The sequence below is a fragment of the Pedobacter sp. TM02 genome, assembly GCF_059705275.1.
Genome location: NZ_AP046530.1, coordinates 2,792,089 through 2,816,688 on the forward strand (window position 1 = coordinate 2,792,089; position 24,600 = coordinate 2,816,688).

General features: G+C 44.5%; 21 protein-coding genes. 13 read left to right on the plus strand and 8 right to left on the minus strand.

Annotated features, from left to right (window positions below):
- Positions 1–22: 22 nt before the first annotated feature.
- Positions 23–2,527 (minus strand): S9 family peptidase, encoded by a 2,505-nt coding sequence (locus AC6H1S_RS11870; protein WP_497563743.1) that lies wholly within the window; start codon positions 2,525–2,527, stop codon positions 23–25.
- Positions 2,528–2,723: 196 nt separating this feature from the next.
- On the opposite strand from AC6H1S_RS11870, the gene AC6H1S_RS11875 reads away from it, so the two are divergent.
- Entirely contained in the window at positions 2,724–3,611 is an 888-nt protein-coding gene (locus AC6H1S_RS11875; RefSeq protein ID WP_497563744.1) for a polysaccharide deacetylase family protein, read from the plus strand.
- Between the two features lie 31 nt (positions 3,612–3,642).
- Here AC6H1S_RS11875 and AC6H1S_RS11880 read toward each other — a convergent pair whose 3' ends face one another.
- The 3 genes from AC6H1S_RS11880 to AC6H1S_RS11890 form a co-directional block, all read right to left on the minus strand.
- Positions 3,643–4,092 carry a 3-oxoacyl-ACP synthase gene (locus tag AC6H1S_RS11880; RefSeq protein ID WP_199139060.1) on the minus strand — a complete coding sequence of 150 codons (450 nt, stop codon included), beginning with the start codon at positions 4,090–4,092 and terminating at the stop codon, positions 3,643–3,645.
- A 143-nt stretch (positions 4,093–4,235) separates the two neighbouring features.
- Entirely contained in the window at positions 4,236–4,814 is a 579-nt protein-coding gene (locus AC6H1S_RS11885) for a nitroreductase family protein (protein WP_497563745.1), read from the minus strand.
- A 90-nt stretch (positions 4,815–4,904) separates the two neighbouring features.
- Positions 4,905–5,480 carry a HEAT-like fold family protein gene (locus AC6H1S_RS11890; protein WP_497563746.1) on the minus strand — a complete coding sequence of 192 codons (576 nt, stop codon included), beginning with the start codon at positions 5,478–5,480 and terminating at the stop codon, positions 4,905–4,907.
- Between the two features lie 60 nt (positions 5,481–5,540).
- Here AC6H1S_RS11890 and AC6H1S_RS11895 point away from each other — a divergent pair, with 60 nt between their 5' ends.
- The 6 genes from AC6H1S_RS11895 (at position 5,541) to AC6H1S_RS11920 (ending at position 10,888) form a co-directional block, all read left to right on the plus strand.
- Positions 5,541–6,236, plus strand: a complete 696-nt coding sequence (locus AC6H1S_RS11895) for a hypothetical protein (protein WP_497563747.1) — start codon at positions 5,541–5,543, stop codon at positions 6,234–6,236.
- A 133-nt stretch (positions 6,237–6,369) separates the two neighbouring features.
- The gene (locus AC6H1S_RS11900) at positions 6,370–7,992 is read left to right on the plus strand and encodes an ABC-F family ATP-binding cassette domain-containing protein (protein WP_497563748.1); all 1,623 of its coding nucleotides are present in this window, start codon (positions 6,370–6,372) and stop codon (positions 7,990–7,992) included.
- A 157-nt stretch (positions 7,993–8,149) separates the two neighbouring features.
- Positions 8,150–8,779 carry an ABC transporter ATP-binding protein gene (locus tag AC6H1S_RS11905; protein ID WP_199138628.1) on the plus strand — a complete coding sequence of 210 codons (630 nt, stop codon included), beginning with the start codon at positions 8,150–8,152 and terminating at the stop codon, positions 8,777–8,779.
- Positions 8,776–9,999 (plus strand): ABC transporter permease, encoded by a 1,224-nt coding sequence (locus AC6H1S_RS11910; protein ID WP_199138626.1) that lies wholly within the window; start codon positions 8,776–8,778, stop codon positions 9,997–9,999. The genes AC6H1S_RS11905 and AC6H1S_RS11910 overlap by 4 nt, the downstream gene beginning before the upstream one ends.
- Before the next feature lie 8 nt (positions 10,000–10,007).
- Positions 10,008–10,451: a hypothetical protein gene (locus tag AC6H1S_RS11915; protein ID WP_199138623.1), complete on the plus strand. Its 444-nt coding sequence runs from the start codon at positions 10,008–10,010 to the stop codon at positions 10,449–10,451.
- Positions 10,452–10,453: 2 nt separating this feature from the next.
- Positions 10,454–10,888, plus strand: a complete 435-nt coding sequence (locus tag AC6H1S_RS11920; RefSeq protein ID WP_199138621.1) for a Fur family transcriptional regulator — start codon at positions 10,454–10,456, stop codon at positions 10,886–10,888.
- Between the two features lie 64 nt (positions 10,889–10,952).
- Here the strand turns inward: AC6H1S_RS11920 and AC6H1S_RS11925 are convergent, their stop codons facing one another.
- Positions 10,953–11,459, minus strand: coding sequence for an FKBP-type peptidyl-prolyl cis-trans isomerase (locus AC6H1S_RS11925; RefSeq protein WP_199138619.1), 507 nt, complete (start codon positions 11,457–11,459; stop codon positions 10,953–10,955).
- Between the two features lie 235 nt (positions 11,460–11,694).
- On the opposite strand from AC6H1S_RS11925, the gene AC6H1S_RS11930 reads away from it, so the two are divergent.
- Positions 11,695–12,285 (plus strand): hypothetical protein, encoded by a 591-nt coding sequence (locus tag AC6H1S_RS11930; protein ID WP_497563749.1) that lies wholly within the window; start codon positions 11,695–11,697, stop codon positions 12,283–12,285.
- Between the two features lie 78 nt (positions 12,286–12,363).
- Here AC6H1S_RS11930 and AC6H1S_RS11935 read toward each other — a convergent pair whose 3' ends face one another.
- Positions 12,364–14,379, minus strand: coding sequence for a thioredoxin domain-containing protein (locus tag AC6H1S_RS11935; protein ID WP_497563750.1), 2,016 nt, complete (start codon positions 14,377–14,379; stop codon positions 12,364–12,366).
- Between the two features lie 195 nt (positions 14,380–14,574).
- Here AC6H1S_RS11935 and AC6H1S_RS11940 point away from each other — a divergent pair, with 195 nt between their 5' ends.
- Positions 14,575–15,672, plus strand: coding sequence for a mandelate racemase/muconate lactonizing enzyme family protein (locus AC6H1S_RS11940; protein WP_497563751.1), 1,098 nt, complete (start codon positions 14,575–14,577; stop codon positions 15,670–15,672).
- 30 nt (positions 15,673–15,702) lie between these two features.
- On the opposite strand, the gene AC6H1S_RS11945 is transcribed toward AC6H1S_RS11940, so the two are convergent.
- Both AC6H1S_RS11945 and AC6H1S_RS11950 read right to left on the minus strand, forming a co-directional pair.
- Complete coding sequence (locus AC6H1S_RS11945; RefSeq protein WP_199138611.1) at positions 15,703–16,545, minus strand: glycoside hydrolase family 25 protein; 843 nt, start codon at positions 16,543–16,545, stop codon at positions 15,703–15,705.
- Positions 16,546–16,653: 108 nt separating this feature from the next.
- Positions 16,654–18,024, minus strand: coding sequence for a dipeptidase (locus AC6H1S_RS11950; protein ID WP_497563752.1), 1,371 nt, complete (start codon positions 18,022–18,024; stop codon positions 16,654–16,656).
- A 178-nt stretch (positions 18,025–18,202) separates the two neighbouring features.
- On the opposite strand from AC6H1S_RS11950, the gene AC6H1S_RS11955 reads away from it, so the two are divergent.
- The 4 genes from AC6H1S_RS11955 (at position 18,203) to AC6H1S_RS11970 (ending at position 24,600) form a co-directional block, all read left to right on the plus strand.
- Positions 18,203–19,165, plus strand: a complete 963-nt coding sequence (locus AC6H1S_RS11955) for an SGNH/GDSL hydrolase family protein (protein ID WP_199138607.1) — start codon at positions 18,203–18,205, stop codon at positions 19,163–19,165.
- Between the two features lie 60 nt (positions 19,166–19,225).
- Positions 19,226–19,762, plus strand: coding sequence for a PH domain-containing protein (locus tag AC6H1S_RS11960; protein ID WP_199138605.1), 537 nt, complete (start codon positions 19,226–19,228; stop codon positions 19,760–19,762).
- Positions 19,759–21,261 (plus strand): PH domain-containing protein, encoded by a 1,503-nt coding sequence (locus AC6H1S_RS11965; RefSeq protein ID WP_497563753.1) that lies wholly within the window; start codon positions 19,759–19,761, stop codon positions 21,259–21,261. Before AC6H1S_RS11960 ends, AC6H1S_RS11965 begins: the two co-directional genes overlap by 4 nt.
- Positions 21,262–21,546: 285 nt before the next feature.
- Positions 21,547–24,600 (plus strand): SusC/RagA family TonB-linked outer membrane protein, encoded by a 3,054-nt coding sequence (locus tag AC6H1S_RS11970; protein ID WP_199138597.1) that lies wholly within the window; start codon positions 21,547–21,549, stop codon positions 24,598–24,600.

The window sequence follows — 24,600 nt, forward strand, 5'->3', positions numbered from 1 at the left end:
CGAGGCTTATTTGTTGCTGATGTTATTGCTTGCGTTCTATTTCCCTGTCCATTTCGGTAATGTTTACGTTTACAGACTGCGAAAAATCGTTGAGCAGGTAATTGTTAAAATAATCGGCCAAGCGCCAGAACATGTATTCGGTCATGTCGCCAAAACCGTGGCGCTGCCCCGGAACAATCATAAAGTCGAACCTTTTGCCAGCCCTGATCAAGGCATTGGCTACACGGATAGAGTTGGCTGGATGTACGTTGTTGTCGATATCGCCATGCATGAGCAATAAATGGCCTTTCAGGTTTTTAGCCAGGTCAGGATTTTTGTCGATCGAATATTTGAAGGTGGTATCGCCTTTGGCCGACACGATCTCTTTTACGCCATGGTGCTTTTCGCTCCACCAGCGGTTGTAGATGCTATTGTCATGGTTACCCGCCGCAGATACGGCCACTTTAAAGAAATCTGGATAAACCAACATGGCCGCGGTTGACATGAAACCACCTCCCGAGTGACCGGTAATACCTACCCTGTTGGCATCGATGAACGAATATTTATCGGCCAGTTGCTCAATAGCTGCTTTTTTATCGGCCAAACCATAATCGCGCAGGTTGCCATAGCCATAAGTATGGTACCATTTAGAACGCGCCGGATTGCCGCCACGGTTACCCACGGTAATGACAATGTAGCCCAGTTGCGCCAAACGGTCAACACGGTCCATGGCACGGCCAAACGATTTGTTTACCGCCTCGGTTTGAGGGCCCGGATAAACGTACTCGATAATCGGGTATTTCTTGTTTGGATCGAAATTGAAAGGCTTGTACATGACGCCATACAAATCGGTAATGCCATCGTCGGCTTTCACCTTGAAAGGTTCAGGAAACTTGTAGCCGGTAGCCATCAGCAAAGACAGGTCGGCAGTTTCCAAGTCCATCACCTTATTGCCTTCGTTATCCAGCAAAACAGATTTAGGAACAGTATTGACACGCGAGAAATTATCTACTAGGAATTTGTTCTCGTCGTTCATGTTTACTTGATGGTCAAAATCGCCACTGTTCAGCAATTTCATTCCTGTACCATCAAAATTGATGCGGTAAAGGTGCAGGTAATAAGGGTCTTCCTTCGCTTCGCGACCATTGGCCGTAAAATAAAGCACGCGGTTTTTCTGGTCGATGTTAACGATGCCTTCGCAGTGGAAAGATCCCGAAGTAATTTGATTTTTCAATTTACCATTGCCATCAAACAGGTAGAAATGCCCCCAGCCGTCGCGTTCGCTCCAGTGGATAATTTCCTTGCCTCCATCAATTAATCCTGGGCGTTGTACCTCTACATAAGTATTAAAACGCTCTTCGATGAGGGTAGTTACCTTACCGGTATTGATATCAATGGTACAGATATCGATGCGTTTCAAATCCCTGCTGGTACGGGCAAAATAAAACTTGCTGTTATCGCCCAGCCAAATAGACGGGCGGAACTCATTGTCGCGGTCTTTGTTTAGCGATTCTTTGCCCCAAGCCGAAATGCTTTGGTCTTTAAACGCGGTAGTATTGATGGTTTTGTAGGTTTTCTTTGCAAAATCGAACAATACAAACTCGTCAATCGGCGCTTCTTTCTCGCCCGGCATCTGGTATTTGTAAGTTTCTAAGGTTGGGCGACCAGCCGAAACGCTGTTGATTACCCAAAGGTCTTTAACCTGACGCGAATCGGTTCTGTCTAAAACAAAATATTTAGAATCTGGCGACCACAATACATAAGCTCCACGTCTTTTCTTGTTGTTTTTGATGTTTTCTTCGTTGTTTTCGCCATCGCCGTCGCTACCGTACGAATAGAACTTCACACCATCTTTGGTCAATTGGTGCTCTACAATAGTGCTGTCTTCTTCGTTCTTAACCGCTTTTTTGTAGTTCTCTTTATCCATCCAATACAGGTTATAGTTGCGCGAGAAAATAATGGCCGAAGAATCGGGTGCTACCGACCCCCATGACGGCTTGGCCTTAGGCTTTTGAAAGTTTGGGATTTCGGTCAGTTTTTGACTGGCCAGTTCGTAGTTGAAAGAATAGATTTTCTTTTGCATCGAATCGGCTGCTTTTTTGTCTTTTCTGTCGGGTTTTACCTCATCGGTAGTGCTTCTCACTTCGAAAGTGATGCTTTTTTCGTCTTTGGCAAACTTGAGGTTTTCGATAGGCAGGTGCTGCGCATCAAAAGGATCGCGGATAATCATGGTAATCTGCGCGGCCATTTTGGCCGGGTCGAACAGCATTTTTTTGCTTCTGGCCGCTGGTTCAACAATATACCATTGCTTGCCGTTTGGCGTTTCATACTGATACCAAAAACGGTTGCTCAACTTGAGCCAATGTGGATCTACCGCTGTCGAGTAAATAATTTTTCTCAACTTATTTGGCGAGAAACGGGCAGCGGCTTGATAGTTTGCTCGTTCAGGAGCTGGAGTAGTTTCTGTTAGCGATATGGTTTTGGTTTGTGCAAAAGCCTGTACGCCCAACAAGGAAACAAAAAACAAAAAGAAGTAAAGTTTTTTCATTACATAGTTGATTGATAAATTGAAGCGCCTAATTTATTTAAAATGTACTGTTGGCCATAGTTTTAATTGTAAAAAAGATAGGAAAATTGGGATTCGCCTATTTTTCTGCTACCAATCATCTATTTTTATCCACACCCGAAAAATTTTGCCATCAAATCCCCCTTGTTTTCATAGTTTTGTAACATAAATATTAACCATGAGAAAAACTTTCTTATCACTTTTGGCCGCTTCGCTGATTTTAGTCCTAGGCTGCCAATCCAAATCGCAACCAAGCGCTACCCAGGCTGGAGGCGATAGTACCGCAAATGCACAGGCAACAAGCCCTGCTGCAGCTACTACACCTCAAACAGCAAATGGCAACATCAAAGTAGCCGATGCTAAAACCATCTTGGCACGCAAACAAGTGCCTATTTTGTGTTACCACCAGGTTCGTAACTGGAAGCCAACCGATGGAAAAGTAGGCAAAGACTATATTGTAGAAATCCAAAACTTTAAAGACCAGATCAAAATGCTGGCCGACAGCGGTTACCATACCATTTTGCCAGACCAACTTTACGCCTACCTCAATACTGGCGCACCCCTGCCTAGCAAGCCCATCATGCTTACTTTTGACGATACCGACCTCGACCAATTTACGGTTGTTCGTCCAACCTTGCAGAAATACGGCTACAAAGCAGTTTATTTTATCATGACCGTTTCTATTGGCAAAAAGGGAAAATTTGTTGATTACATGAGCGCCGACCAGATTAAGCAATTGGCAGCAGAAGGCAACGTGATCGGAAGCCATACCTACGACCACAAGAACTTTAAAAAATATGCGGGCAAAGACTGGGAAGAACAACTAGACAAGCCTACTAAAAAACTGGAGGAGATTACCGGCAAGAAAATGACGGAGTTTGCCTATCCATTTGGCTTGTGGAACGCAGAAGGCATTCCGGAACTTAAAAAGCGTGGTTTCAGAATGGCTTTTCAGTTAGCTACCAAACGCGACGAGAAAGATCCATTATTCACCATCAGAAGGATTATTGCCAGTGGCTATTGGAGCCCTAAAACACTAAGCAACAGCATTAAGAATAGTTTCTAACAAAAAAGCCGGCTAATCGCCGGCTTTTTTGTTAGAGTACTTCGCTGATTTTATATTGCTTTCCGTTAAAATCGACCATATCCCCTTTTTGTTTGCCTAAAAACAATTTGCCAATGGGCGAGGCTACCGAAATGGCAAAATAAGCCGTTTGATCAAGTTGTAATTGTCCGGCACTGATGCTCAAGTAAAAATTGCCTTGGTCGGTGAAGACCAAGCTGCCGTTTCTTACCTGCATTGTTGGTGCCAGCTCCTTCATCAGTTCCAAACCTTTCAGTTGCTCCTCTGCATCGCTCAGCAGGCGCATGTTGCGCTCGATATCCTGTTGCGCCATTTCCCTACTGGTTTCGAACTTATCGCCGGCACTGCTCTTGGTGTCGTCGTTGCTGGCCTCTCTTGCCTGTTGCAAGGCGGTTTTAGCTGTTTCAATACGTTTTTCTACAAAAGCTAAACACAGTTGGTATAATGAGGTTTTGATATTCATGTCCAGATTAAGTTGTAAAGTTAGAAGGTTGAAAAGTTGAAAGACCGGAAAGTTAAAATGTTTGGTTAGCCCGAATAGTGCTCATTCGCAATCGCCTTAGCACTAACTCCAATAGCACTATTGACCACGGACTAACCAACTCCCTAGCCTTCGATCCAGGTTACTTTTTCGGCCATTGGCGTTCTGTTGGCTTCGCGTACTTCTTCGTTGTGGTAGCCCATGTAAAAAAGGCCATAGCATTTTTCGTTTGGTGCTAATCCCAAAAACTCGTCCAAATGCTCGATCAATGGTGGCGAACTCCAGTAAGCGCCTACGTTTAGGGCTTCGGCAGTTAAGGCAATATTTTGTACGGCACAAGCTGTGGCGGCTATTTCTTCCCAAGCGGGCAATTTATCTGGGCTAAACTGGATATTGATGGCCAAGATACAAGAGGCCTGCGAGGTTTTTTCGCCGAAACTGTCGAATTTTTTCTGTAAAAACTTCTCTGCCGGAACACCCGCCTGATAAAGCTGGCCCAAGGTTTCGCCCAATTTGGCCTTTCCTTCTTTTCTGATTACAGTAAAACGCCAAGGCTGGGTCAATTTATGGGTCGGTGCATAATTGGCGCTTTCCAAAATCTGCTCGATTATTTCGGTTGGGATTTCTTTATTGGTATAGCTTGCCGGAAAAATGCTCCGTCTATTTTTGATAACTTTTGATAGAATTTCGTATGTATTGTTCATGGGTCCAAAAATAGGCATTTCGAAACTGCGATTTATCTTTGTATTGTTAATTGTTCAACCAAACCCGCAAACCGGCTACCGAATAATGACCTATCTGCTATAGGCGCCAGGCTTCACCTTTAACTGTTTCCTGATCTGTTTTGCTTTGGCAAAAAAGGCAATGCTTTCTTTATTCACCAGGCAATCCATCGTTTGGAGCAATTCGTCCCTGATCCAATCTTGCCTGGCGCTTAAATTGGCCAGAATATTTAACATATGCGATTTGATGGCAACCGGAACTTCCTCGTCGATAAGCCAGGCAAACGAAGTTTCGACCAAAGCATCCAAAGGATGTTGTGCTAGTACCTCCTTAATGGCTTGAGGTGCATTTCTCTTGGTCATGAGGGCCAGTATCTTGCCATAATGCCTCCTGCAAGAAAGATTATCCTGCGCGGCAAAACGGTTTAAAAAATAGGCTGCCGCGGGTAAAAAATCTGCCGGCCGGCTAACGTAAACATTTTCCAATATCCAAGCCGCCCTGAACGAAACTTTATCGTCGCTATCAAAAGTAAGGTCGACAAGGTCTTTTACTGGGATATGGTGCTTTGCAACGATATTAGACAGATAAACTACTTTTTCTTTTCCAATGGTTTGGGCCAAAATAGTTTTCAATTCAATTTTATCCATAAAACTTGTTTGGATTTGCTAAAATAAGTAACTTTAAATACTAAACTAACCCAAATAAAAATGAAAAATTTAATTCTGTCTTCTTTGGTTCTGGGAGCTTCTCTGTTTTCTTTTACCTTAATCGATGGTATCCAGAAGGAAGCTAAACTCATTGATGACTCTAAACTGATTTATCACGTTAACGAAAAAAACGAATTACATGGTGCATATTCTGTGCAGAATACCAAAGATAATGTAACCATTAGGGGCAGCTATACTGATAACAAAAGAACGGGTAACTGGTATTGCTTCAACAACGACAAAAGCCTTTTTTTAAGATACAATTACGATCAGAAAAAGATTTTGTTCATCGACACCGTAGCCATTAAAAAAGCCGAAATCGTAATCTTAGACAAAAACCCTGAGGCTGTAAAAAATGCAAGCATCAGCGTGCCGGTATGTCCGCTCGATCAATATATTTCTTTCCTTAAAAAAGAGATTTCAGATGTTTTTCCACAGCCGCATATGCAATACGCTACCCCAACCAACCTCGAAATCGTAGCTAAAGTAGATGCAAACGGACAGGCGAAATACCAGGTTAACTACATTTTCGACAAAATCAAAAGAAGCATCAGCGTATCTGGAAAAAGCAAGGCTTTTGTAATCGACTGGGTTCCTGCCATGTACGAAGGCAAAGGTGTAGCCTCAGAATTTAAAGTGGCTACCGAGATTTCCTTCTCAAATAACGACGGCCATAAACGTTTCAACTGGAACTAAGCATTAAAGCCCACCATAGCCAGGCAATCTCAAAAAGGTTGCCTTTTTTTATTGGTTGCAATCCCTCGCAAAGTGCAAAAGCCTAGGTATAAGCAAAAAAAATACGTACCTTTGCAGCTTATTTTTCAGCAACATGATTTCAGTTTCTAACTTATCCCTGCGCTACGGCAAACGCACTCTTTTTGAAGAAGTTAACCTTAAGTTTACACACGGCAACTGCTATGGTGTAATTGGGGCCAATGGCGCAGGTAAATCTACTTTCCTAAAGATCCTTTCTGGCGATGTAAGTGCCACGACCGGCAGTGTAGCCTTTACGCCCGGCGAGCGCATGGCCGTATTGAAGCAGAACCACTACGAGTTTGACGAATTTTCGGTCATCGAAACCGTAATGATGGGTCACAAAGAGCTGTACGACATCATGAAGGAAAAAGACGCCATTTACCTGAAAGAAGATTTCACGGAGAAAGATGGCGAGCGTGCCGGCGAGCTGGAAAATCTGTTTGCCGAAAAAGACGGCTGGAACATGGAGAGCAATGCCGCTACCCTGTTGAGCAACTTGGGCATAAAAGAAGAACACCATTACAAATTGCTGAAGGAATTGGATGGCAACCAAAAAGTACGTGTGCTTTTGGCACAAGCCCTTTTCGGCAATCCGGATATCCTGTTGCTCGATGAGCCTACCAACGACTTGGACATCGATACCATTGCCTGGCTAGAGAACTTCTTGGCCGACTACCAGAACATTGTTTTGGTGGTTTCCCACGATAGGCACTTTTTGGATGCCGTTTGTACGCACATCGTTGATATTGACTTTGGCAAGATGAGCATTTATACCGGAAACTATACTTTCTGGTACGAATCGAGCCAATTGGCCCTGAAACAACGCAGCGACCAGAACAAAAAACTGGAAGAGAAAGTAAAAGAGCTACAGGAATTTATCCAGCGCTTTAGTGCCAATGCCTCTAAATCTAAACAGGCTACCTCACGTAAAAAAGCATTGGATAAGATCGATATCTCGGAAATCAAGGCTTCGAGCCGAAAATATCCGGCCATCATGTTCAACAATGCAGGCCGCGAGGCTGGCGATCAGATTTTGCAGGTAGAGAACCTGGGCAAAACGGCCAATGGCGAAGTGATGTTCAAAAACATCAGTTTTATGGTAAACAAAGGTGATAAAATTGCCGTTTTATCGCAAAACAGTTTGGCCACCACTGCTTTTTACGATATTTTGGCTGGCCATGATAAAGATTTTACCGGCGAATTCAAGTTTGGCGTAACCATCAGCACCGCTGATATCCCGAATGACAATTCAACCTATTTTGAAGGCAAGAACGAAAATCTGGTGGATTGGCTGCGCGAATATTCGGGCACGGATGCCGACGAACAGTTTGTGAGAAGCTTCCTTGGCCGTATGCTGTTCTCGGGCGAAGAAGTGCTTAAAAACGTAAAAGTACTTTCTGGAGGCGAAAAAATGCGTTGCATGTTCTCGAGGATGATGTTGCAACAAGCCAATTTCCTGATGTTCGACGAGCCAACCAACCACTTGGACCTCGAGTCGATTACGGCCTTAAATAATGGCATGAACGATTTTAAGGGCACTATGCTGTTCACTTCGCGCGACCACGCCCTGACCGAATCGGTTGCCAACCGCATCATCGAAATTACGCCTAAGGGCATCATCGATAAACTGATGACTTACGACGAATACATCAACAACAGCGATGTAACCAAACAGCGCGAAGAAATGTACAAATAAGCAATTAGGCTTAAAAGCCATACCTCCCATCGGATTAAAACCCGGTGGGATTTTTTTTATGCAGGCGGTAGCAAATCCTTTACACAATTTTTAATGCAATTTAATTGCATATACTATTTTTGTAAACAGAAGGCTCAATGGCTTTTTTGCTTATTCAATGATTTCAATCCAAGCTGTAGCACATAGCTACAATAGCAACCAGCAGCTCCGTTTTAAGGACTGGCAGATCAACAATGGCGAACAATGGCTGTTGCTGGGCCAATCTGGCAGTGGAAAAACCACGCTTTTGCATATTTTAACAGGTATTTTAAAACCTACTGCCGGCGAAGTACGCATCGGCGATACTTCCATTTACCAGCTTTCGCCAAAGGCACTCGACCGTTTTAGGGGCAGGCAGATCGGTATTATTTTTCAAAGGCCACACCTCATCAAAAGCTTAACCATTGCCGAAAACCTATTATTGGCCCAAAGTTTTGCCAAACTGCCCGAAAACCACGAACGCTTAGACGAGGTGCTGAAATCGTTGGATATGCTGCACAAAAAAAATGCTTACCCCAACGAGCTGAGCCAAGGACAGCTGCAACGTATTTCTATTGCCAGGGCCGTTATCAATAAACCTGCCCTGTTAATTGCCGACGAGCCTACTTCGAGCCTCGACGACAAGAATGCCGAAGCGGTGCTTGAATTGCTGCTGCAACAATCGGGCTTAAACCAAGCCACCCTGGTTGTAGCTACCCACGATAAACGAGTAAAAGATGCCTTTACCCACACTTACGACCTGACATGAGCCCTTTTAGAATAAGTTGGAAGAGTTTAGCAGCTAAACCGCTTTCATCGGCCTTAAATATTTTGCTCATTGCCTTTGGTACAGGTATCTTAACCATTTTGCTGTTGGCTTCGACCCAAATTGAAGAAAAGCTGAACAACAACTCGAAAGATATAGACCTTGTAGTTGGAGCCAAAGGCAGTCCTTTGCAGCTCATTTTAAGCAGCATCTACTACATCGACTTCCCAACCGGCAACATTCCGCTCAAAGAGGCCAACGAGCTGGCGCATAATCCTTTTGTTAAGCGCGCTACGCCCCTGGCCCTAGGCGACAACTACAATGGGGTGCGCATCGTGGGAACCGATACCAATTTTATCAGTCTGTATCAATTAAAGGTACAGGACGGAAAATTCTGGAAAGCCGATTTAGAAGCGACCATTGGAGCCACGGTGGCCAAAAACCAAAACTTAAAGGTAGGCGATACTTTTTTCGGTGCGCATGGCTTAACCGGCAACTCCGATGTGCATAAAGACCACGCCTATAAGGTAGTGGGTATTTTGGCTCCGCAAGGCAACGTAACCGACAACTTGATTTTGACCAATATTGCCAGTGTTTGGAAAATGCACGAAGAACCCGAAAAAGCGGGGGCGCACGAACACCACGATGCGCCAACTCCTAACCCAACAAGCGAAATCCAGGGTCAGGAAATCACTTCGTTGCTGATCCAATACCGCTCGCCAATGTCGGTGGTCATGTTTCCGCGAATGGTAAACCAGGCCACCAATTTGCAATCGGCCTCACCGGCTATGGAAAGTACGCGCCTTTTCTCTCTGATTGGTGTGGGCGTTGATACCCTGCAGTGGTTTGCGATCCTCATTATGCTCATTGCCGCCATCAGCGTATTTGTGAATCTTTACAACTCGCTTAAAGAAAGAAGCTACGACCTGGCCATTATGCGTACTTTGGGGGCTTCACGAACCAAACTGTTTGTTATTGTTATCCTCGAAGGACTTATCTTGACCATTATAGGAACCATCGTTGGCATGGGTTTGGGGCACCTGGCACTGGAATTGATTGCACATTATCAAGAAAGCAGCCAGGCCAAGCTCAGCGGACTGGTTTTTATCCCATCCGAGGCTTACCTCTTGCTTGCTGGGCTGGCTATCGGTATATTTGCATCTATCATACCGGCTTTACAAGCTTACCGTTCTAATATTTCTAAAATACTTGCCAAAAACTAAAACCACAGATGAAAAAACTAAGCATCATTCTTTTATTATTAACCGGCTTCGGATTTGCAGCCAAGGCGCAACACGACCCTAGCGATCAGATCATGTCAGAAAACTGGGATATTATAGGCAGCGTTGACTTTAAAACCGTTAAAGACACCGAGATGTATGCCATTTTTGGCAATGAAATTAAAAAACATGCCAACAAGCCTTTCGAATTGGAGGGCTATATTGTGCCGATCAAAGACGGCATGAAACAAACTAAGTTCATGCTCTCTACGCTACCCATTAACCAATGTTTCTTTTGCGGCAAAAACGGCGTGCCAATTATGGTGATGGTTGAACTGACCGAACCCATCAAATTTACCTACCAAACGGTAAAAATTAAAGGAACCTTGAAATTAAGCACGGCCAATGCCATGGACAGTCCGCCGATAAGTTTAATGGCAGGCAAAGCACTATAATCATGCAAAAGAGAAATCCCGTAGATATTTTAAGGGAAAACCAGCTCAAAAACACGCGTCAGCGGGTACGTGTACTCGAAGAGATCGCGGCCGACAAAGCGGCTATTTCGCAACCTGATTTGGAAAAGAAGTTGGGCAAGGAAATAGACCGGGTAACCTTATATCGTATTCTCAACACTTACGAAGACAAAGGCATCCTGCACCGCATTATCGATTTTAACGGTACGGCCAATTATGCTATCTGCTCGTCGGCCTGCACCGCACACCATCACCACGACGAACATTTGCATTTCAATTGTACCCATTGCCACAAAATCTATTGCCTAGAAACCAAAGTGCCCGCCATCAACATTCCTGATGGTTTTACAGCCAATACCATCAGCTTAATTGCTTATGGCATTTGCGACAAATGTGGCAAGGCCGATAAGCGCAACTGAAAAAACCCCATAAAAAAGGCGCTGAAATGATTTCAGCGCCTTTTTTGTTAGTTAGGCCAAACCCCTAGTGGCCTGAGTGGCCATCGGCACCGTGTGCATGACCGTGGCTCAATTCTTCGGCAGTTGCCTCGCGAACGGTTAAAATCTTTCCTGAAAAAATAAGGTTTTTACCAGCCATTGGGTGGTTCAAATCAACCGAAATATATTCTTCGTGTACACCGGTTACACCTGCACGGAAATGGTTGCCTTGGTTGTCTTGCAACGGAATTACATCGCCAACATTTGGCAAATCGCCTCCGGCTTCCTTAAACATATCGATAGGCAGGTCAACGTGGGCCGCTGGATCGATTTCGCCATAACCTTCTGCCGGAGAAAGCTCGAAGCCGTATTCGTCGCCAGCTTTTAAGCCCTGCAAATGCTCTTCAAATTTTGGCAGCATCATGCCTACGCCAAACAAGAACACTAAAGGGTTCTCTTCGTTTGCTTTTTCAACAAAAACTTGCTGACCTTCTGGTGTAGTAGTGTGCAACTCATAAGTGATAGACACTACGGTGTTTGAATTGATATTCATTCTGTTCTGTTTTAATTTATAAATTCTACTGCCGGCAACCGAAATACAGGCAGTTGGCAAGTTTTATTTCGGCAAATATAGGTTAATTATTAGGGTAACAAAAAACCATCCTTAATTGTTGCCGCAAAAGCAACAAGAATGGGGAACAACAAGAAAAACAATACCAAAATCTATTTATCTTAGCCGATCATCCTGATTCGATAACGCTTAACCGAAGAAAAAACCAAGCCATAAGATGAATGCATTTAGAAACCTGCTGTATTCGTTGATGATGTTCATATTCGTCACCATAGAGTTTTACCTCCTCATCAAGCTTACTTTTTGGCTATTTGATAAAATAGAAGCCTATCAACCGGCTATTGGCGAATCGCTGTACTGGACATTATTTGTACTTGTAGGCTTTATCGCAATTTTTATAGCTAACTATCCACTGGTTTTTATATCGGTAGCCCTGATCCGCAAAATAGCCATAACGCCCGACTGGAAGTATGCCATTTGGTTTACCAGGATCTATTCGATCATGTTTTGCGCATTTGCCATCATCCAAACATTTAGCGCTACGAGCAGCGGTAAAATGTTATTTGTCTTTGTGATAATGGCAATTATCATGATGAGGGCCGTTTATATCAATATAGTGGCTACCAGCGAAAGCGTTTTTGTGAGGAAATTTGTCGCTGAAACAGAGGGCCTCACCGCAAAGCAATTCAGGGCAGAAATGAAAGCGATTATGAAACCCAAGAACACCGGAAAGGATGAAATCATAACCAGCATTAAAGCACGGATCAACGAGCTCAACCAAACAGAGAACAAGAGCGACGGCTTCTAGCTTTGGCTTAAAAATTATTCTGGCCTCTCTAAAACACCTATTTTCACGATCTTGGCAACTCCTTCCCTATCTCAAAAATTAATTAATCAATTTTAAGGCTTCGGCAACCGTACCTACTGGCAACTGGCAGGTTTTGTTTCGGCAAACATATATTTTTGTTTCCTCGCTTAGCTTGCCCTCCAGCAAAGGAAGGCTACTTTTTGCGCCACCCAGCATCATTTTATTGGGAATATACCGCTCGTTGAACTCTTTTTTCACGTTTTCGGTAGCTGTACCCGCCAAGGCGATTTCGTTGATACCATAAATCTCATTGAGCAGTTGGATGCACCAGTTGGAGTAGGCCGAACCATAAGCCTTGATCCTCGGCAACACCGCAGCCAACATAGCCGATGCTTTTTCGCTGTAGCTTTGCTCATCATAAAGCAGTCCCAGTTTTTGCAGGTTTTGGGCCATGACCGAATTAGAAGATGCAATCACGTTGTCCATAACCTCATGCTTGCGCGCAATCAGTGCTTCGCCATTGCCTGCTGTATAAAAGAACATATCGTTTGTGTGGTCTGCAAAATTGGCCAATACATAATCGGTTAATGCTTTGGCTTTGCTTAGCCAATCTTCGTTAAAATCAGCTTCGTAAAGGGCAATTAATGCTTCGATCATCAAGGCATAATCATCTAAAAAGCCCGAAATGCTGGCCTTTCCGTTCTTGTAGTTGCGGTATAGGCCGCCATCTGGCGCCACCATTTCGCTCAGGATAAAAGTTGCGGCCTTTTTGGCGCGTTCATAATACAATTCATAAGCTAATATTTGGGAAGTTTCGGCCAAAGCCTTGATCATCATGGCGTTCCAAGCTGTTAAACACTTATCGTCTAAGCCTGGTCTTACGCGTTTGCCTCTTTCATCAAGTAATTTGGCTTTGGCCAAAGCTACTTTATCATAAAGCGTTGCTGCATCTATTTCGTATCTGGCGAGGATCTCCTCGTCGTTAATTGTTCTTCTTAGAATATTCGTTTCTTCCTCTTCCCAGTTTCCTTCGGCGGTAACATTGAAGTATTCGGCCAATAACACCGCATCTTCTTCGCCAACTACCTTATCAAAGGTTTCTTTGTCCCATACATAAAATTTGCCTTCTACCCCTTCGCTATCCGCATCTAAGGCCGAATAAAACAGGCCGTTTGGCGCGCTCATCTCGCTAAAGGCCCAATCAATCGTATCAACAACCACTTGTGCAAAGGGCTGAAACTTGAGGCATTGATAGGCTTCTGCATATAGCCCAATGAGCTGGGCATTATCGTAAAGCATTTTTTCGAAATGGGGCACATGCCATTTGTCGTCAACCGAATAACGGGCAAAACCGCCACCTATCTGATCGTAAATGCCACCCATCGCCATCGCTTCCAGGGTAGTGCAAACTGCCGTAAAAACCGCTTCTTCGGGCGCCAAAAAGGCATAGCGCAACAGAAAACTCCAATTGTTGGGCAAAGGAAATTTGGGTGCACGGTTGTAGCCGCCTTCGGTAATATCGAAATGGCGCTTCCAGGGTTCTATAATTTCGGCAAGTTGGATCGGCGAGAAATCGGTTTCGCCCTGGAAAGGAATAATCTGTTCGGCTTGTTGAATACCATCGGTCAATCGCTGGGCATAGTTGGTGGCCTTTTGGGGTTCGTCTTTCCACAAAGTGGCTAAATTGAGCAGAATATTGATCCAATCTGGCTTTCTAAAATACGTACCCCCGTAAATGGGGCGCTGATCGGGCAGGCAAATGGCATTTAAGGGCCAGCCCCCGTTGCCGTTCATCAATTGTACGGCCAGCATGTAAATCTGGTCTATATCGGGTCTTTCCTCGCGATCTACCTTAATGCACACAAAATGCTGGTTCATCACCTCGGCCACCTCATGGCTTTCAAAACTTTCGTGTTCCATAACATGGCACCAATGGCAGGCCGAGTAGCCAATGCTTACCAAAATGAGCTTGTTTTCTGCCTGGGCTTTGGCCAAGGCTGCTGGCCCCCACTCGTACCATTGTACCGGATTGTAGGCATGTTGCAACAAATAAGGCGAAGAAGCGTTGATGAGGCTATTGGGTTCTTTGTTCATAGCTGTGAGGCAATAGATTTGAGATATGAGACGATAGATTTGAGATATGAGATGATAGATTGGAGACCTGACACAATGGTCGATTGTCACAATTAAGGTGTAAATCTATCAATTATCTACAAACCTGTTTCTATTTAATTTTTGTTTTTTACATTAGTTCCCAAATCGTAAAGCTATTGTCCAGTATCTAAAAAAATGAAAATCACCCACACCGAAATCTACCGCTTCAGCATACCGATGGAGCCTTTTGTCATTGCTACAGGCACCATGCACTTTGCACAGAATGTATTGGTTAAAATCTACACCGATTCGGGCATCTATGGCATTGGCGAATGTTCGGCTTTTCCGATGATTGTGGGCGAAACCCAGGATACCTGCATCGCCATGGCCAAAGATTTTGCGCTGATTTGGAAAGGCAAGAATCCGCTCGAAATACCGGAACGCATGCAAGACCTGCTGGCTTATGCCGACCATAATGCAACTATTAAAAGTGCATTCGATATGGCTTTGTTTGATATTGCGGCCAAAAATGCAGGTTTGCCCCTATACAAATTTTTGGGCGGGCACAAACGTGCGATAGAAACCGACATGACGATTGGGATCGATACGCCCGAAAAAATGTCGCTGATGGCGTTGAAGCACCAAAAAAATGGCTGTCAGATCCTCAAAATCAAATTGGGAAAAAAAGTGCATGACGATATTGAACGTGTTAAACAGATCAGGGCTGCGGTTGGCCCAGAAATGGTACTGCGCCTGGACGCCAACCAGGGCTGGAGCTTTGATGATGCCTTGCTGGCCTTGGGCGAACTCGAGACGCAAAACATAGAATTTTGCGAACAGCCCATGCGCACCTGGTACGACGACCGACTGCCCGAGCTGAACCTTAACTCGCCGATTAAAATCATGGCCGACGAAAGCTGCTATAACCATCACGACGCACGCAAACTGATCAACGCGCAGGCCTGCGAATACCTGAATATTAAATTTGCCAAATCTGGCGGTATTTTAGAAGCTCAAAAAATACATGAAGAAGCCCTGCAAAAAGGGGTAAAATGTATGATTGGCAGCATGCTCGAAAGCCGTATTGCACTTACGGCCAACCTACATTTTGCCTTGGCTAGTCCTAACGTAGTCTTTTTCGACCTCGATACCTGCCTATTGGGACATTTGGTAGACCCGGTAACTGGCGGGCTCACCTACGACGGCTTTATGCTCGATGTGCCAGAAAGCATAGGTATCGGCGCTGATGCCGACCAGCAATTTCTAGATACCTGCGAAAAATGGACGATTTAGTTGTTATTGCCCATCCCTAACAAGCGATCGCTATTTTTTCAGCAATCGGTCAAAAGCCAAACTATCACCGTTAAAGGCATTGAAATCAACTACATGGTTAATCCCATTGATTCGCGCTTGATCTGAGTGTTGCCAAAACTTCCAGTCCTTTTCATTGAGCTTAAGCTTAGGCTGGTGGTAATGCGCTACCCAAAACGGATAGTCTTTATAATAGCCCTGCAAATGCTCCTGATAGAATTTCAAGCCCGTATAAATAATGGGTTTTACCTTGGTACGGTCTTCTATTTGAATGATAAATGCGTTCAGTTCCTTGCGCATCTGTGCAGGAGATACGCCATCGAGGCTTTCGATATCGACAACCGGGGGCAGATCGCCTTTTTCGATGCTTACCGTCTGCAAAAAGAAATTAGCCTGCCATAAACCCGATTTTTTGGGTCTGAAAAAATGGTAGGCGCCTACTTTTAGGCCAGCTTTGGGAGCTTCTCGCCAGTTGCGCTGAAAACAGGGGTCTACACCTAACAAACCCTCGGTAGCTTTGATAAAGGCAAAGGAAACCCTTACGCCGTCTTCTTCCATGTTTTTTACCTTTTGCCAATCGATACGTCCTTGGTAATACGACACATCAATGCCGTGGATCCTATATTTTTTAGGGATTTTGATGTTGAAACTTTCGTAGGTACGGTAGTTTTTGTCCTCGCCTGGATGGCGCAATCCATACCAAGTGGCACTGGCAAATTTGAGGATGTAGCCATAATAGAACGGCGACAAAAGAATAAGCAATAAGCCCACAACGGCAAATTTAAGGTAGATCGACCATCCTTTTTGCTTCTTCCGTTGCGGTTTCCTTAGGGTTTTTCTTTTGACTGGAGGCATGGACTAAAAATACGAAACCTCACTTAAATCGTATACCATTTAAATGAGGTTTCTGGTTAATTTGAACCGTTTTACAGAAGCTGTTAGCCCCATATCACGGTTTGCCGATTATTTGCTTAATTCGGCGTAGTACTTATGAAACAAAGGCAGGGTTTCTATGCCTTTATAATAGTTGAAAATATCGTATTTTTCGTTTGGCGAGTGCAAGGCATCGCTGTCCAGGCCAAAGCCGAACAATACCGATTTAATACCCAAAACATCTTCAAACAAAGCCACAATTGGAATACTGCCACCGCCACGGGTTGGAATTGGCTTTTTGCCAAAGCTGTCTTCAATGGCTTTCTCGGCCGCACGGTAAGCCACGCTATCGGTTGGGGTAACCACCGGCTCGCCGCCATGGTGCGCAGTAACCTTAACCTTTACATAATCTGGCGCAATGCTTTCGAAATGCTTGGTAAAGATCTCGCTGATTTCGTCGGAGTTTTGGTTAGGCACCAAGCGCATTGAAATTTTAGCATTGGCCTTGCTTGGCAATACGGTTTTGGCACCTTCGCCAATATAGCCGCTCCAAATGCCGTTTACTTCTAAGGTTGGGCGGGTTCCGGTACGTTCCAATGCCGAATAGCCTTTTTCGCCCCAGTCGGCCTTGATATCCAGGTCTTTTTTGTATTCGTCTAAATCAAATGGTGCCGAATTGAGGGCTTTCTTTTCCTCATCGCTCAGTTCAACTACTTTATCGTAAAATGCAGGAATGGTGATATGGTTGTTCTCATCGTGCAGCGAAGCAATCATTTTGCATAAAATGGTAGCCGGATTGGCCACTGCACCACCATAAACACCAGAGTGCAGGTCGCGGTTCGGTCCAATTACTTCTACTTCCATGTAAGCCAAGCCGCGCAGGCCGGTTTCGATCGATGGATTTTCCATGCTGATCATCGAGGTATCAGAAATCAGCACCACATCGGCCTTTAGGCGCTCGGCATTTGCTTTTACAAAAATGCCCAGGTTGGCCGACCCTACTTCTTCTTCGCCTTCAATCATGAATTTAACGTTGCAGGCCAAAGTATTGGTTTGCATCATCAGTTCAAATGCTTTGACGTGCATGTAGAATTGTCCTTTATCGTCGCAGGCACCACGGGCATAGATTTTGCCATCGCGAACCGTAGGCTCAAAAGGAGGCGTATGCCATAGCTCGAGCGGATCAGGTGGCTGCACGTCGTAATGGCCATAAATCAGTACCGTTGGCAAGCTGGCGTCGATTATTTTTTCGCCATACACGATCGGATAGCCGGCAGTTTCGCAGATTTCTACTTTATCGGCACCGGCATCTCTTAGCTTCTGCGCCACAAAATCGGCCGTTTTTAAAACATCGCCTTTATATTTTGGATCAGCACTTACCGATGGAAAACGCAATAATTCGAAAAGCTCGTCTAAAAAGCGTTGCTTATTCGCCTCAACATAATTCTTGATTTCTTGCATATCATTTATATTTTTAAACAAATATATGCTTTTTGCCAAAGCCTGCTAAAAAACAATTGCCATCGGGCTTAATTGCCAACTTTAACTAAAAGTAAATCAAGCTTATAAATCGCATTTGTAATAATTATATATTTGTGGCCGAATAGCTTTATTTTTGCGCTATAATAATTTAAAAGGGATGAGATTTCGGGCATTAGCGCTATGCTTTGCAATTTTATTAGGTTTTTGTTTCCGTTCAACTGCCCAGATTACTGGAGCCAGCTGTCCGGAATCTGCCAAATATTATGCTAAAGACAGCGTAAATGTGGTGACCTTTGGCGCAAGCACGGTAGCAGGCGTAAACGGCCTGGACTTTCAATCGTACCTTACCACCAATTTTTTAAACTGCTATACCGGCAAAACCATCAACGTACAGAAATACGGTGTTGCGGGCGAAACCACTGGCAAAGGCCTGTTGAGGATAGACAATGCCATTTTTGGCAAAACAGGCTTTATCGTTATTTTAATGGGGGCCAATGATGCCTTGGACATTGAGGCAGGCAAACAAAAAATAGCCGAAACCGAGGCTAACATGCGTACTTTTATCGTCAAGTCGCTGAACCAGAACCTGGTGCCCATTGTTTGTACATTGCAAAACTTCGACGATCGCCAAGATGCTCGTTTAAGAAGGGCAAACGTACAGGTAAGGCTCATCAACGACATTTACAAAAAGCTGGTTAAGGAGTATAACATCTATCTGGCCGACATCAATGCCGTGATACGCCGCGATTTTACCTTGTACCAGGATGCCATCCACCCTAACGCCAGAGGCAACAGGCTGATCAGCTTTGTACTTTTTGACACCATCAACAAAATTATTGCCGAACGCTTTTTGCAGTTCGTGGTTACGCAAAACTATCCCAACCCTGGCAGGGACCTGACTTCGGTTGACATTGTAATGCCGGCTTCAGACAAAATAGAATTCAAAATTTACAACCTGCAAGGCAAAGTAGTGCAAACTGTATTGAATGAATATCTCAACACGGGCAAGCATACCGTACAGCTAGACCTGCACTACCTTTCTCCCGGCATTTACATCTACAAAATCGTATCCTCATCGGGCCAGTATTCGGCTACCAAAAAGATGATCGTTGTGCGTTAGGCATTTTATTCTTCATTTTCATTGCTATATTAGCCAAACAAACATCATTAAGCTGTTGCAATGCTCCATTTCGCAAACGAAACGATCGACTTAGATCAACTGCCCAAATACGAAGAAACCAAGTTGAATGCACCACATGCCAGCTATTGGCGGGTGATCCTGATTAACCTGCTGATTTGTTTGCTGCTGCTAAGCGGTGCCTTGGCCATGCTTTTCTTCCTTAACCAAGAAATACGCCCCTACCTTGTACCTATGGGTATTGCCTATCTTTTAGTTTGGATTTTGCTGTTTGTGCTTTACCGCGCCAGCTTTAAAAAGAGAGGCTTTGCCCTGCGCGAAAAAGACATCATGTATAAAAGTGGCATCATTGCCGAAACCACTACGATTATCCCCTTAAACCGCATACAACATGTGGCTTTGGAAGAAGGCCTTTTTTCGAGAATGTACGGATTGGCCACCTTGCAACTGTTTACCGCCGGTGGACAAAGTGGCCACATGCACATTGCAGGCATACCTATAGCAAAAGCCCGGGTGATTAAAGAAGCGCTGGTTAAACGCCTCGATTTAATAGAAAACCCCGCAATCGAAGCGCAATGAACCAGGATTTTAGCCAGCCACAGCGACAATCGGTAACGGGCATCATCATCATGACCGGCAATATGCTGCAAGAGCTCATCAGGGCTTTTATCATACCAATTTTGCTGATGATCTATAAAACCGATTACAAGCAAATGATGGTTTTTGTAATTATAGTTGGCGCCATATTGCTGGTTTCGCTCTTGCTTGGCTACCTCAGCTATCGAAGATTTACCTTTTTTTTAGATGAAGCCAAGCAGGAATTCGTGATTAACAAGGGTATTTTTAAGCGAATCCAACTGACTATACAGCTTGACAAAATACAGCAGGTTAACATTAACCAGTCTTTGTTGCAAAAAGTAATCGGCATTTACAGCCTGCACATTGATACGGCAGGAACAGATGGCAAAGAGGTAAGCCTGAAGGCTATTGACGAACAGAGTGCCTATCGTTTAAAGGAAAAGCTGCTTAACCACAAGCCCAATCTCCAAGCTCATGAATTAGAAAACCCTGTAGCTCCTGCGCCTGTATTGCCCCTGCTTAAAATAAGTGCCGGCACGCTATTCAAAGTTGGCCTAACTTCTAATTATGGCCGTAGCCTGGCCTTGCTGATTGGTTTTGCCTTTGCGGCTTTCCATAATATCAAAGAATTGCTCAAGGCTTTCGATACCGACAACGGGCAGGTTGAGAGCGTGCTAGAAAAAGGCATTTCAGCTTTTTCGGTAAGCTTGCTGATTGTTTTGGTACTCTTTATCCTGTTGGGCACCAACATTATCCGCACATTTGTAAAGTATTTCGATTTTCAGATCAGCAAACAAAACGGTTCCTTGCTTATGGCTTCTGGCCTTTTTTCGCGCAACCATACTTTACTTAGTCCCAAAAAGGTGCAGATTACCGCCTATAGCCAAAACTACTTTCAACAAAAGCTCAATTTCATGAACCTGACCCTCAGGCAGGCGCATGCCGGCAAGGAACAAAGCGAAAAGGAGCTACACAAATCCAACTTGGAAGTTCCGGGCTGCAACGTTGCCGAAAAAGATGCATTGTTGCAGCTTATCCTTGGAAAAACGCCGCCTCAAGGACAGGTATTTATTCCAAATTTCAGGTTTTTAAACCTGCCCATTTTCTTTAACCTCGTCATACCTGTGGGCATTTACCTGTTATTGGCTTCGCATATTCGGCAACTTTGGTCTTTTTATCCGCTAGCCATTACCTATTTTGTGCTGGGAATTTTAATGATCTATATCAGTTACACCAAGCACCGTTTAAGCGTTAGCGAAGATTTCATCGTCAAACAAAAGGGGATCTGGGACATTTCGAATGAAATCATTTTTTCGCACAAAATACAGTCTATCACCACATTTCAGTTTCCATGGCATAAAAGCGTTGATGTTGGCCACTTGCACCTGCATACCGCAGCCGGTATGATCCGTTTTAAATACGGCAACTACACCGAAATCAAACAGCTGGTTAATTACTGGCTTTACCAGTTGGAAAGTGGCAGCGAAGAATGGATGTAAAGCTAAGCCTGCTTTGCTTTTAACCAACTGCAATCGTTTGCGTAAAATTAAAAAAAACGATTTAGCCAATAAAAACAACTAAAAAGATAGTCACGCTAATAAAAATTTTATTTCTGCTAATATTCGTTCACTAAGCTGTTCTTAATTAAAAATTAGGACTATTGGCCTTAGGCTTACTCAATCGTTTGCGTAGGCTTGGCCCGTTTCAATCCAAAATTTAGGTTATACCTTAATCCTCCAAGGGCTTTTGCGCTCAAGCAGCCTTACTAACCTAAACTTATTCCAATGAAAAAAAATCTATCAAAAAAGATGATTTTAACGGGCCTGCTCGTTATTTTCTCGCTCCTAACCTACGCACAGGTTAAGGTAAGCGGTACAGTAAAAGACAAGGATGGATTGCCGATACCCGGCGCAAGTGTCCAGATCAAAGGAAGCTTGACCGGTGTAAGCACCGATCCAAACGGCAAGTATTTCATCAGCGTGCCCACCAATTCTACCCTGACGTTCTCGTTTATCGGCTTTATTACCCAAGATATTGCCATAGGCGACAAAACCGAAATCAATGTTGTATTACAGGGCTCAACCAACGACTTAAACGAAGTGGTAGTAGTGGGCTACGGTGCACAAAAGAAGGTGAGTTTGGCAGGATCGGTTGCCACCGTAAACACCAAAAACATCATCAACAGGCCAGTTACTTCCCTAACCAATGCTTTGCAAGGCGCTGTACCTGGGGTAGCCATCAAATCGGCACCTGGCGACGTAGGCAGCGACCTGGGCTCTGTCAACATCAGGGGGCGCGGCAACCTGGGCACTTCCGAGCCACTTTATGTAGTGGATGGCGTAATTGTTTCGGCTGGCGATTTTGCCCGCATCAACACCAATGACGTAGAGAACATTTCCCTACTTAAGGATGCCGCCGCCGCTATCTATGGCTCAAGGGCAGCCTATGGCGTAATCTTGGTAACCACCAAAAAAGGCAATGGCGCCATGAGGATCAACTACAATGCCTATTATGGCACCCAATCGGCCACCTACTTGCCCGATTTTGTAGGTTCTTACGATTATGCCATTTTGCGCAACGAGGCCGCCGCCAATGCAGGCAAAACCCCGGTTTTCTCGCAAACGGCCTTAACGCAGATCCAAAATCATGCTAACCCCGACCTCTATCCAGACAACGACTGGTATGCCTTAACCTTAAGAAAAACCGCCCCGATGATGGAACATGCCATCAATATTTCGGGGGGCGACAAAATCAGGTATTACCTGGGGGGCGCCTATTTCGATCAAAATTCGTTGATTCCAGGCAAAGACTTGAAACGTTATTCGCTCAGAACCAACATCGATGCACAGGTGAGCGAGAAATTCAAAGTAGGAACCAATATTTCCTACATCAGGGATGGATTTAATAACGATAAAGGCAACATCGACTTCGTGTCGCTATCAAGACAAGTGCCTTTACTGGTAAACAAACAAAGCAATGGCAATTGGGGCAGCGTAAATGGCGGCCTGATCGACGCTACCTTGGCTACCGGAAATACCGTACGTAAATTAGCAGAAGGTGGCAGAAGTTCTTATTATACCAATCGCTTTATCGGCAACTTAACAGGAACTTATACTCCAATCAAAGGCCTCGACATTTCGGGCCTCTTCTCTTACAACTTTTACAATTCGTTAAACAGTAGCTTTACCAGCACTATGAACCCTATTCCTAACTATTTTACAGGGGTTCCGATTGCAAGTACGGCGGTTACTACCAACCAGCTCGATGAATCGTGGCAAAACATTGGCCGTTTATTGGCACAGGCTACGGTAACCTACGAGAAAACGATAGACAAGCATTATTTCAAGATTTTAGCCGGTAGTTCGTACGAAAACACCAACAACCGAACCATCAGAACCATCCGCAAGAATTTTGTAAACAACGATTTGAACGCCATTAACGGCGGTTCGTCTGATCCGTTGAACACGACAGCTTCTGGCGGCATAGACCAGCGTGCCTTCGAATCTTATTTTGGCAGGTTAAACTATACCTACAATAACAAATACATCTTCGAATCAACCATTAGGGCCGATGCTTCTTCGCAGTTTGCACCAGGTCATCGTTGGGGTACCTATCCTTCATTTCTGGGCGCTTGGCGTATCTCGCAGGAAGATTTCATGAAGGACATCAAATCCATTACCGAATTGAAGCTGCGTGCATCGTGGGGCAAGTCGGGTAACGTAAACAACGTAGGTTCTTACGATTTTTACGACGGCTTAACGACCGGAACGGGCTCAATTTTAGACGAAAGCAAGCAAGATGGCGTCTTTCCGGCCAAATTGTACAATCCTTTGTTGAGCTGGGAAAAAGTAAATACCACCAACATCGGTGTAGACCTAACGCTTTTCAACTCGCTATCGCTTCAGGCCGATGTATTTGACCGCCTAACCAAGGATATCCTGTTGCAAAACCCAAGCATTCCTGACGAAGCGGGTTTAAGCAGTGGCCAGGCCCCTTCCATCAACCTGGGCAAGGTTAGAAACAGAGGCTTCGAACTCTCGCTTAATTACAATGGAAAAATCAACGATTTCAGCTATACTGTTGGTGGCAATGTGAGCAAAATCTGGAACAAGATTGTGGATTTGGGTGGCGTAAACGAAACTCCTCCAAGTGGCTACTACATTAACCGCGTGGGTTATGGCATTGGTTCGTTTTACATGTGGAAATCGGATGGCTTGTTTGCCAGCGACGCCGAAGTAGCACAACATGCTTTCCAATCGACCGGCACCAAGGCTGGCGACATCAAATATGTTGATCAAAACGGCGATGGCAAGATAGATGGCGACGACCGCGTAATCGTAGGCAACGATGTTCCTTACTTCATTTACGGCATCAACTTATCGGCTAACTACAAAGGCTTCGATTTTTCATTGCTTGGCCAAGGCGTAAACGACGTCAAAGTTTACCTAGAAGCCGAAGCTTCGCAGGCGTTTTTCAACAGCGCTGGCGTAAAATCTTATGTATTAGACCGTTGGACCAAGGAAAATCCAAATCCTAACGCAGCTTATCCAAGAGTACTCATCTCTGCCGATAATACCCAAAACCTGAAGCAGTCTGATTTTTGGCTGTTCAATGCCGATTATTTCAGGATCAAGAGCATTACCCTGGGCTACAGCCTGCCAAAAAGCATAACCGGCAAGCTTAAAATCGGTGGCTTAAGGGTTTACGCTTCAAGCAACAATCCGTTCACCATCCGCGGCGATAAAAGGCTGAAGGATTTTGACCCAGAGGCACCATCGTCTCGCGCGTCGTACCCTTCACTAAAAACTTATTCGTTTGGTATCAATCTAACTCTGTAA

Bases quoted from the DNA above. Each gene is read 5' to 3' on its own strand.
- AC6H1S_RS11870 (WP_497563743.1), bottom strand. From the start codon at position 2,527: ATGAAAAAACTTTACTTCTTTTTGTTTTTTGTTTCCTTGTTGGGCGTA.
- AC6H1S_RS11875 (WP_497563744.1), top strand. From the start codon at position 2,724: ATGAGAAAAACTTTCTTATCACTTTTGGCCGCTTCGCTGATTTTAGTC.
- AC6H1S_RS11880 (WP_199139060.1), bottom strand. From the start codon at position 4,092: ATGAATATCAAAACCTCATTATACCAACTGTGTTTAGCTTTTGTAGAA.
- AC6H1S_RS11885 (WP_497563745.1), bottom strand. From the start codon at position 4,814: ATGAACAATACATACGAAATTCTATCAAAAGTTATCAAAAATAGACGG.
- AC6H1S_RS11890 (WP_497563746.1), bottom strand. From the start codon at position 5,480: ATGGATAAAATTGAATTGAAAACTATTTTGGCCCAAACCATTGGAAAA.
- AC6H1S_RS11895 (WP_497563747.1), top strand. From the start codon at position 5,541: ATGAAAAATTTAATTCTGTCTTCTTTGGTTCTGGGAGCTTCTCTGTTT.
- AC6H1S_RS11900 (WP_497563748.1), top strand. From the start codon at position 6,370: ATGATTTCAGTTTCTAACTTATCCCTGCGCTACGGCAAACGCACTCTT.
- AC6H1S_RS11905 (WP_199138628.1), top strand. From the start codon at position 8,150: ATGATTTCAATCCAAGCTGTAGCACATAGCTACAATAGCAACCAGCAG.
- AC6H1S_RS11910 (WP_199138626.1), top strand. From the start codon at position 8,776: ATGAGCCCTTTTAGAATAAGTTGGAAGAGTTTAGCAGCTAAACCGCTT.
- AC6H1S_RS11915 (WP_199138623.1), top strand. From the start codon at position 10,008: ATGAAAAAACTAAGCATCATTCTTTTATTATTAACCGGCTTCGGATTT.
- AC6H1S_RS11920 (WP_199138621.1), top strand. From the start codon at position 10,454: ATGCAAAAGAGAAATCCCGTAGATATTTTAAGGGAAAACCAGCTCAAA.
- AC6H1S_RS11925 (WP_199138619.1), bottom strand. From the start codon at position 11,459: ATGAATATCAATTCAAACACCGTAGTGTCTATCACTTATGAGTTGCAC.
- AC6H1S_RS11930 (WP_497563749.1), top strand. From the start codon at position 11,695: ATGAATGCATTTAGAAACCTGCTGTATTCGTTGATGATGTTCATATTC.
- AC6H1S_RS11935 (WP_497563750.1), bottom strand. From the start codon at position 14,379: ATGAACAAAGAACCCAATAGCCTCATCAACGCTTCTTCGCCTTATTTG.
- AC6H1S_RS11940 (WP_497563751.1), top strand. From the start codon at position 14,575: ATGAAAATCACCCACACCGAAATCTACCGCTTCAGCATACCGATGGAG.
- AC6H1S_RS11945 (WP_199138611.1), bottom strand. From the start codon at position 16,545: ATGCCTCCAGTCAAAAGAAAAACCCTAAGGAAACCGCAACGGAAGAAG.
- AC6H1S_RS11950 (WP_497563752.1), bottom strand. From the start codon at position 18,024: ATGCAAGAAATCAAGAATTATGTTGAGGCGAATAAGCAACGCTTTTTA.
- AC6H1S_RS11955 (WP_199138607.1), top strand. From the start codon at position 18,203: ATGAGATTTCGGGCATTAGCGCTATGCTTTGCAATTTTATTAGGTTTT.
- AC6H1S_RS11960 (WP_199138605.1), top strand. From the start codon at position 19,226: ATGCTCCATTTCGCAAACGAAACGATCGACTTAGATCAACTGCCCAAA.
- AC6H1S_RS11965 (WP_497563753.1), top strand. From the start codon at position 19,759: ATGAACCAGGATTTTAGCCAGCCACAGCGACAATCGGTAACGGGCATC.
- AC6H1S_RS11970 (WP_199138597.1), top strand. From the start codon at position 21,547: ATGAAAAAAAATCTATCAAAAAAGATGATTTTAACGGGCCTGCTCGTT.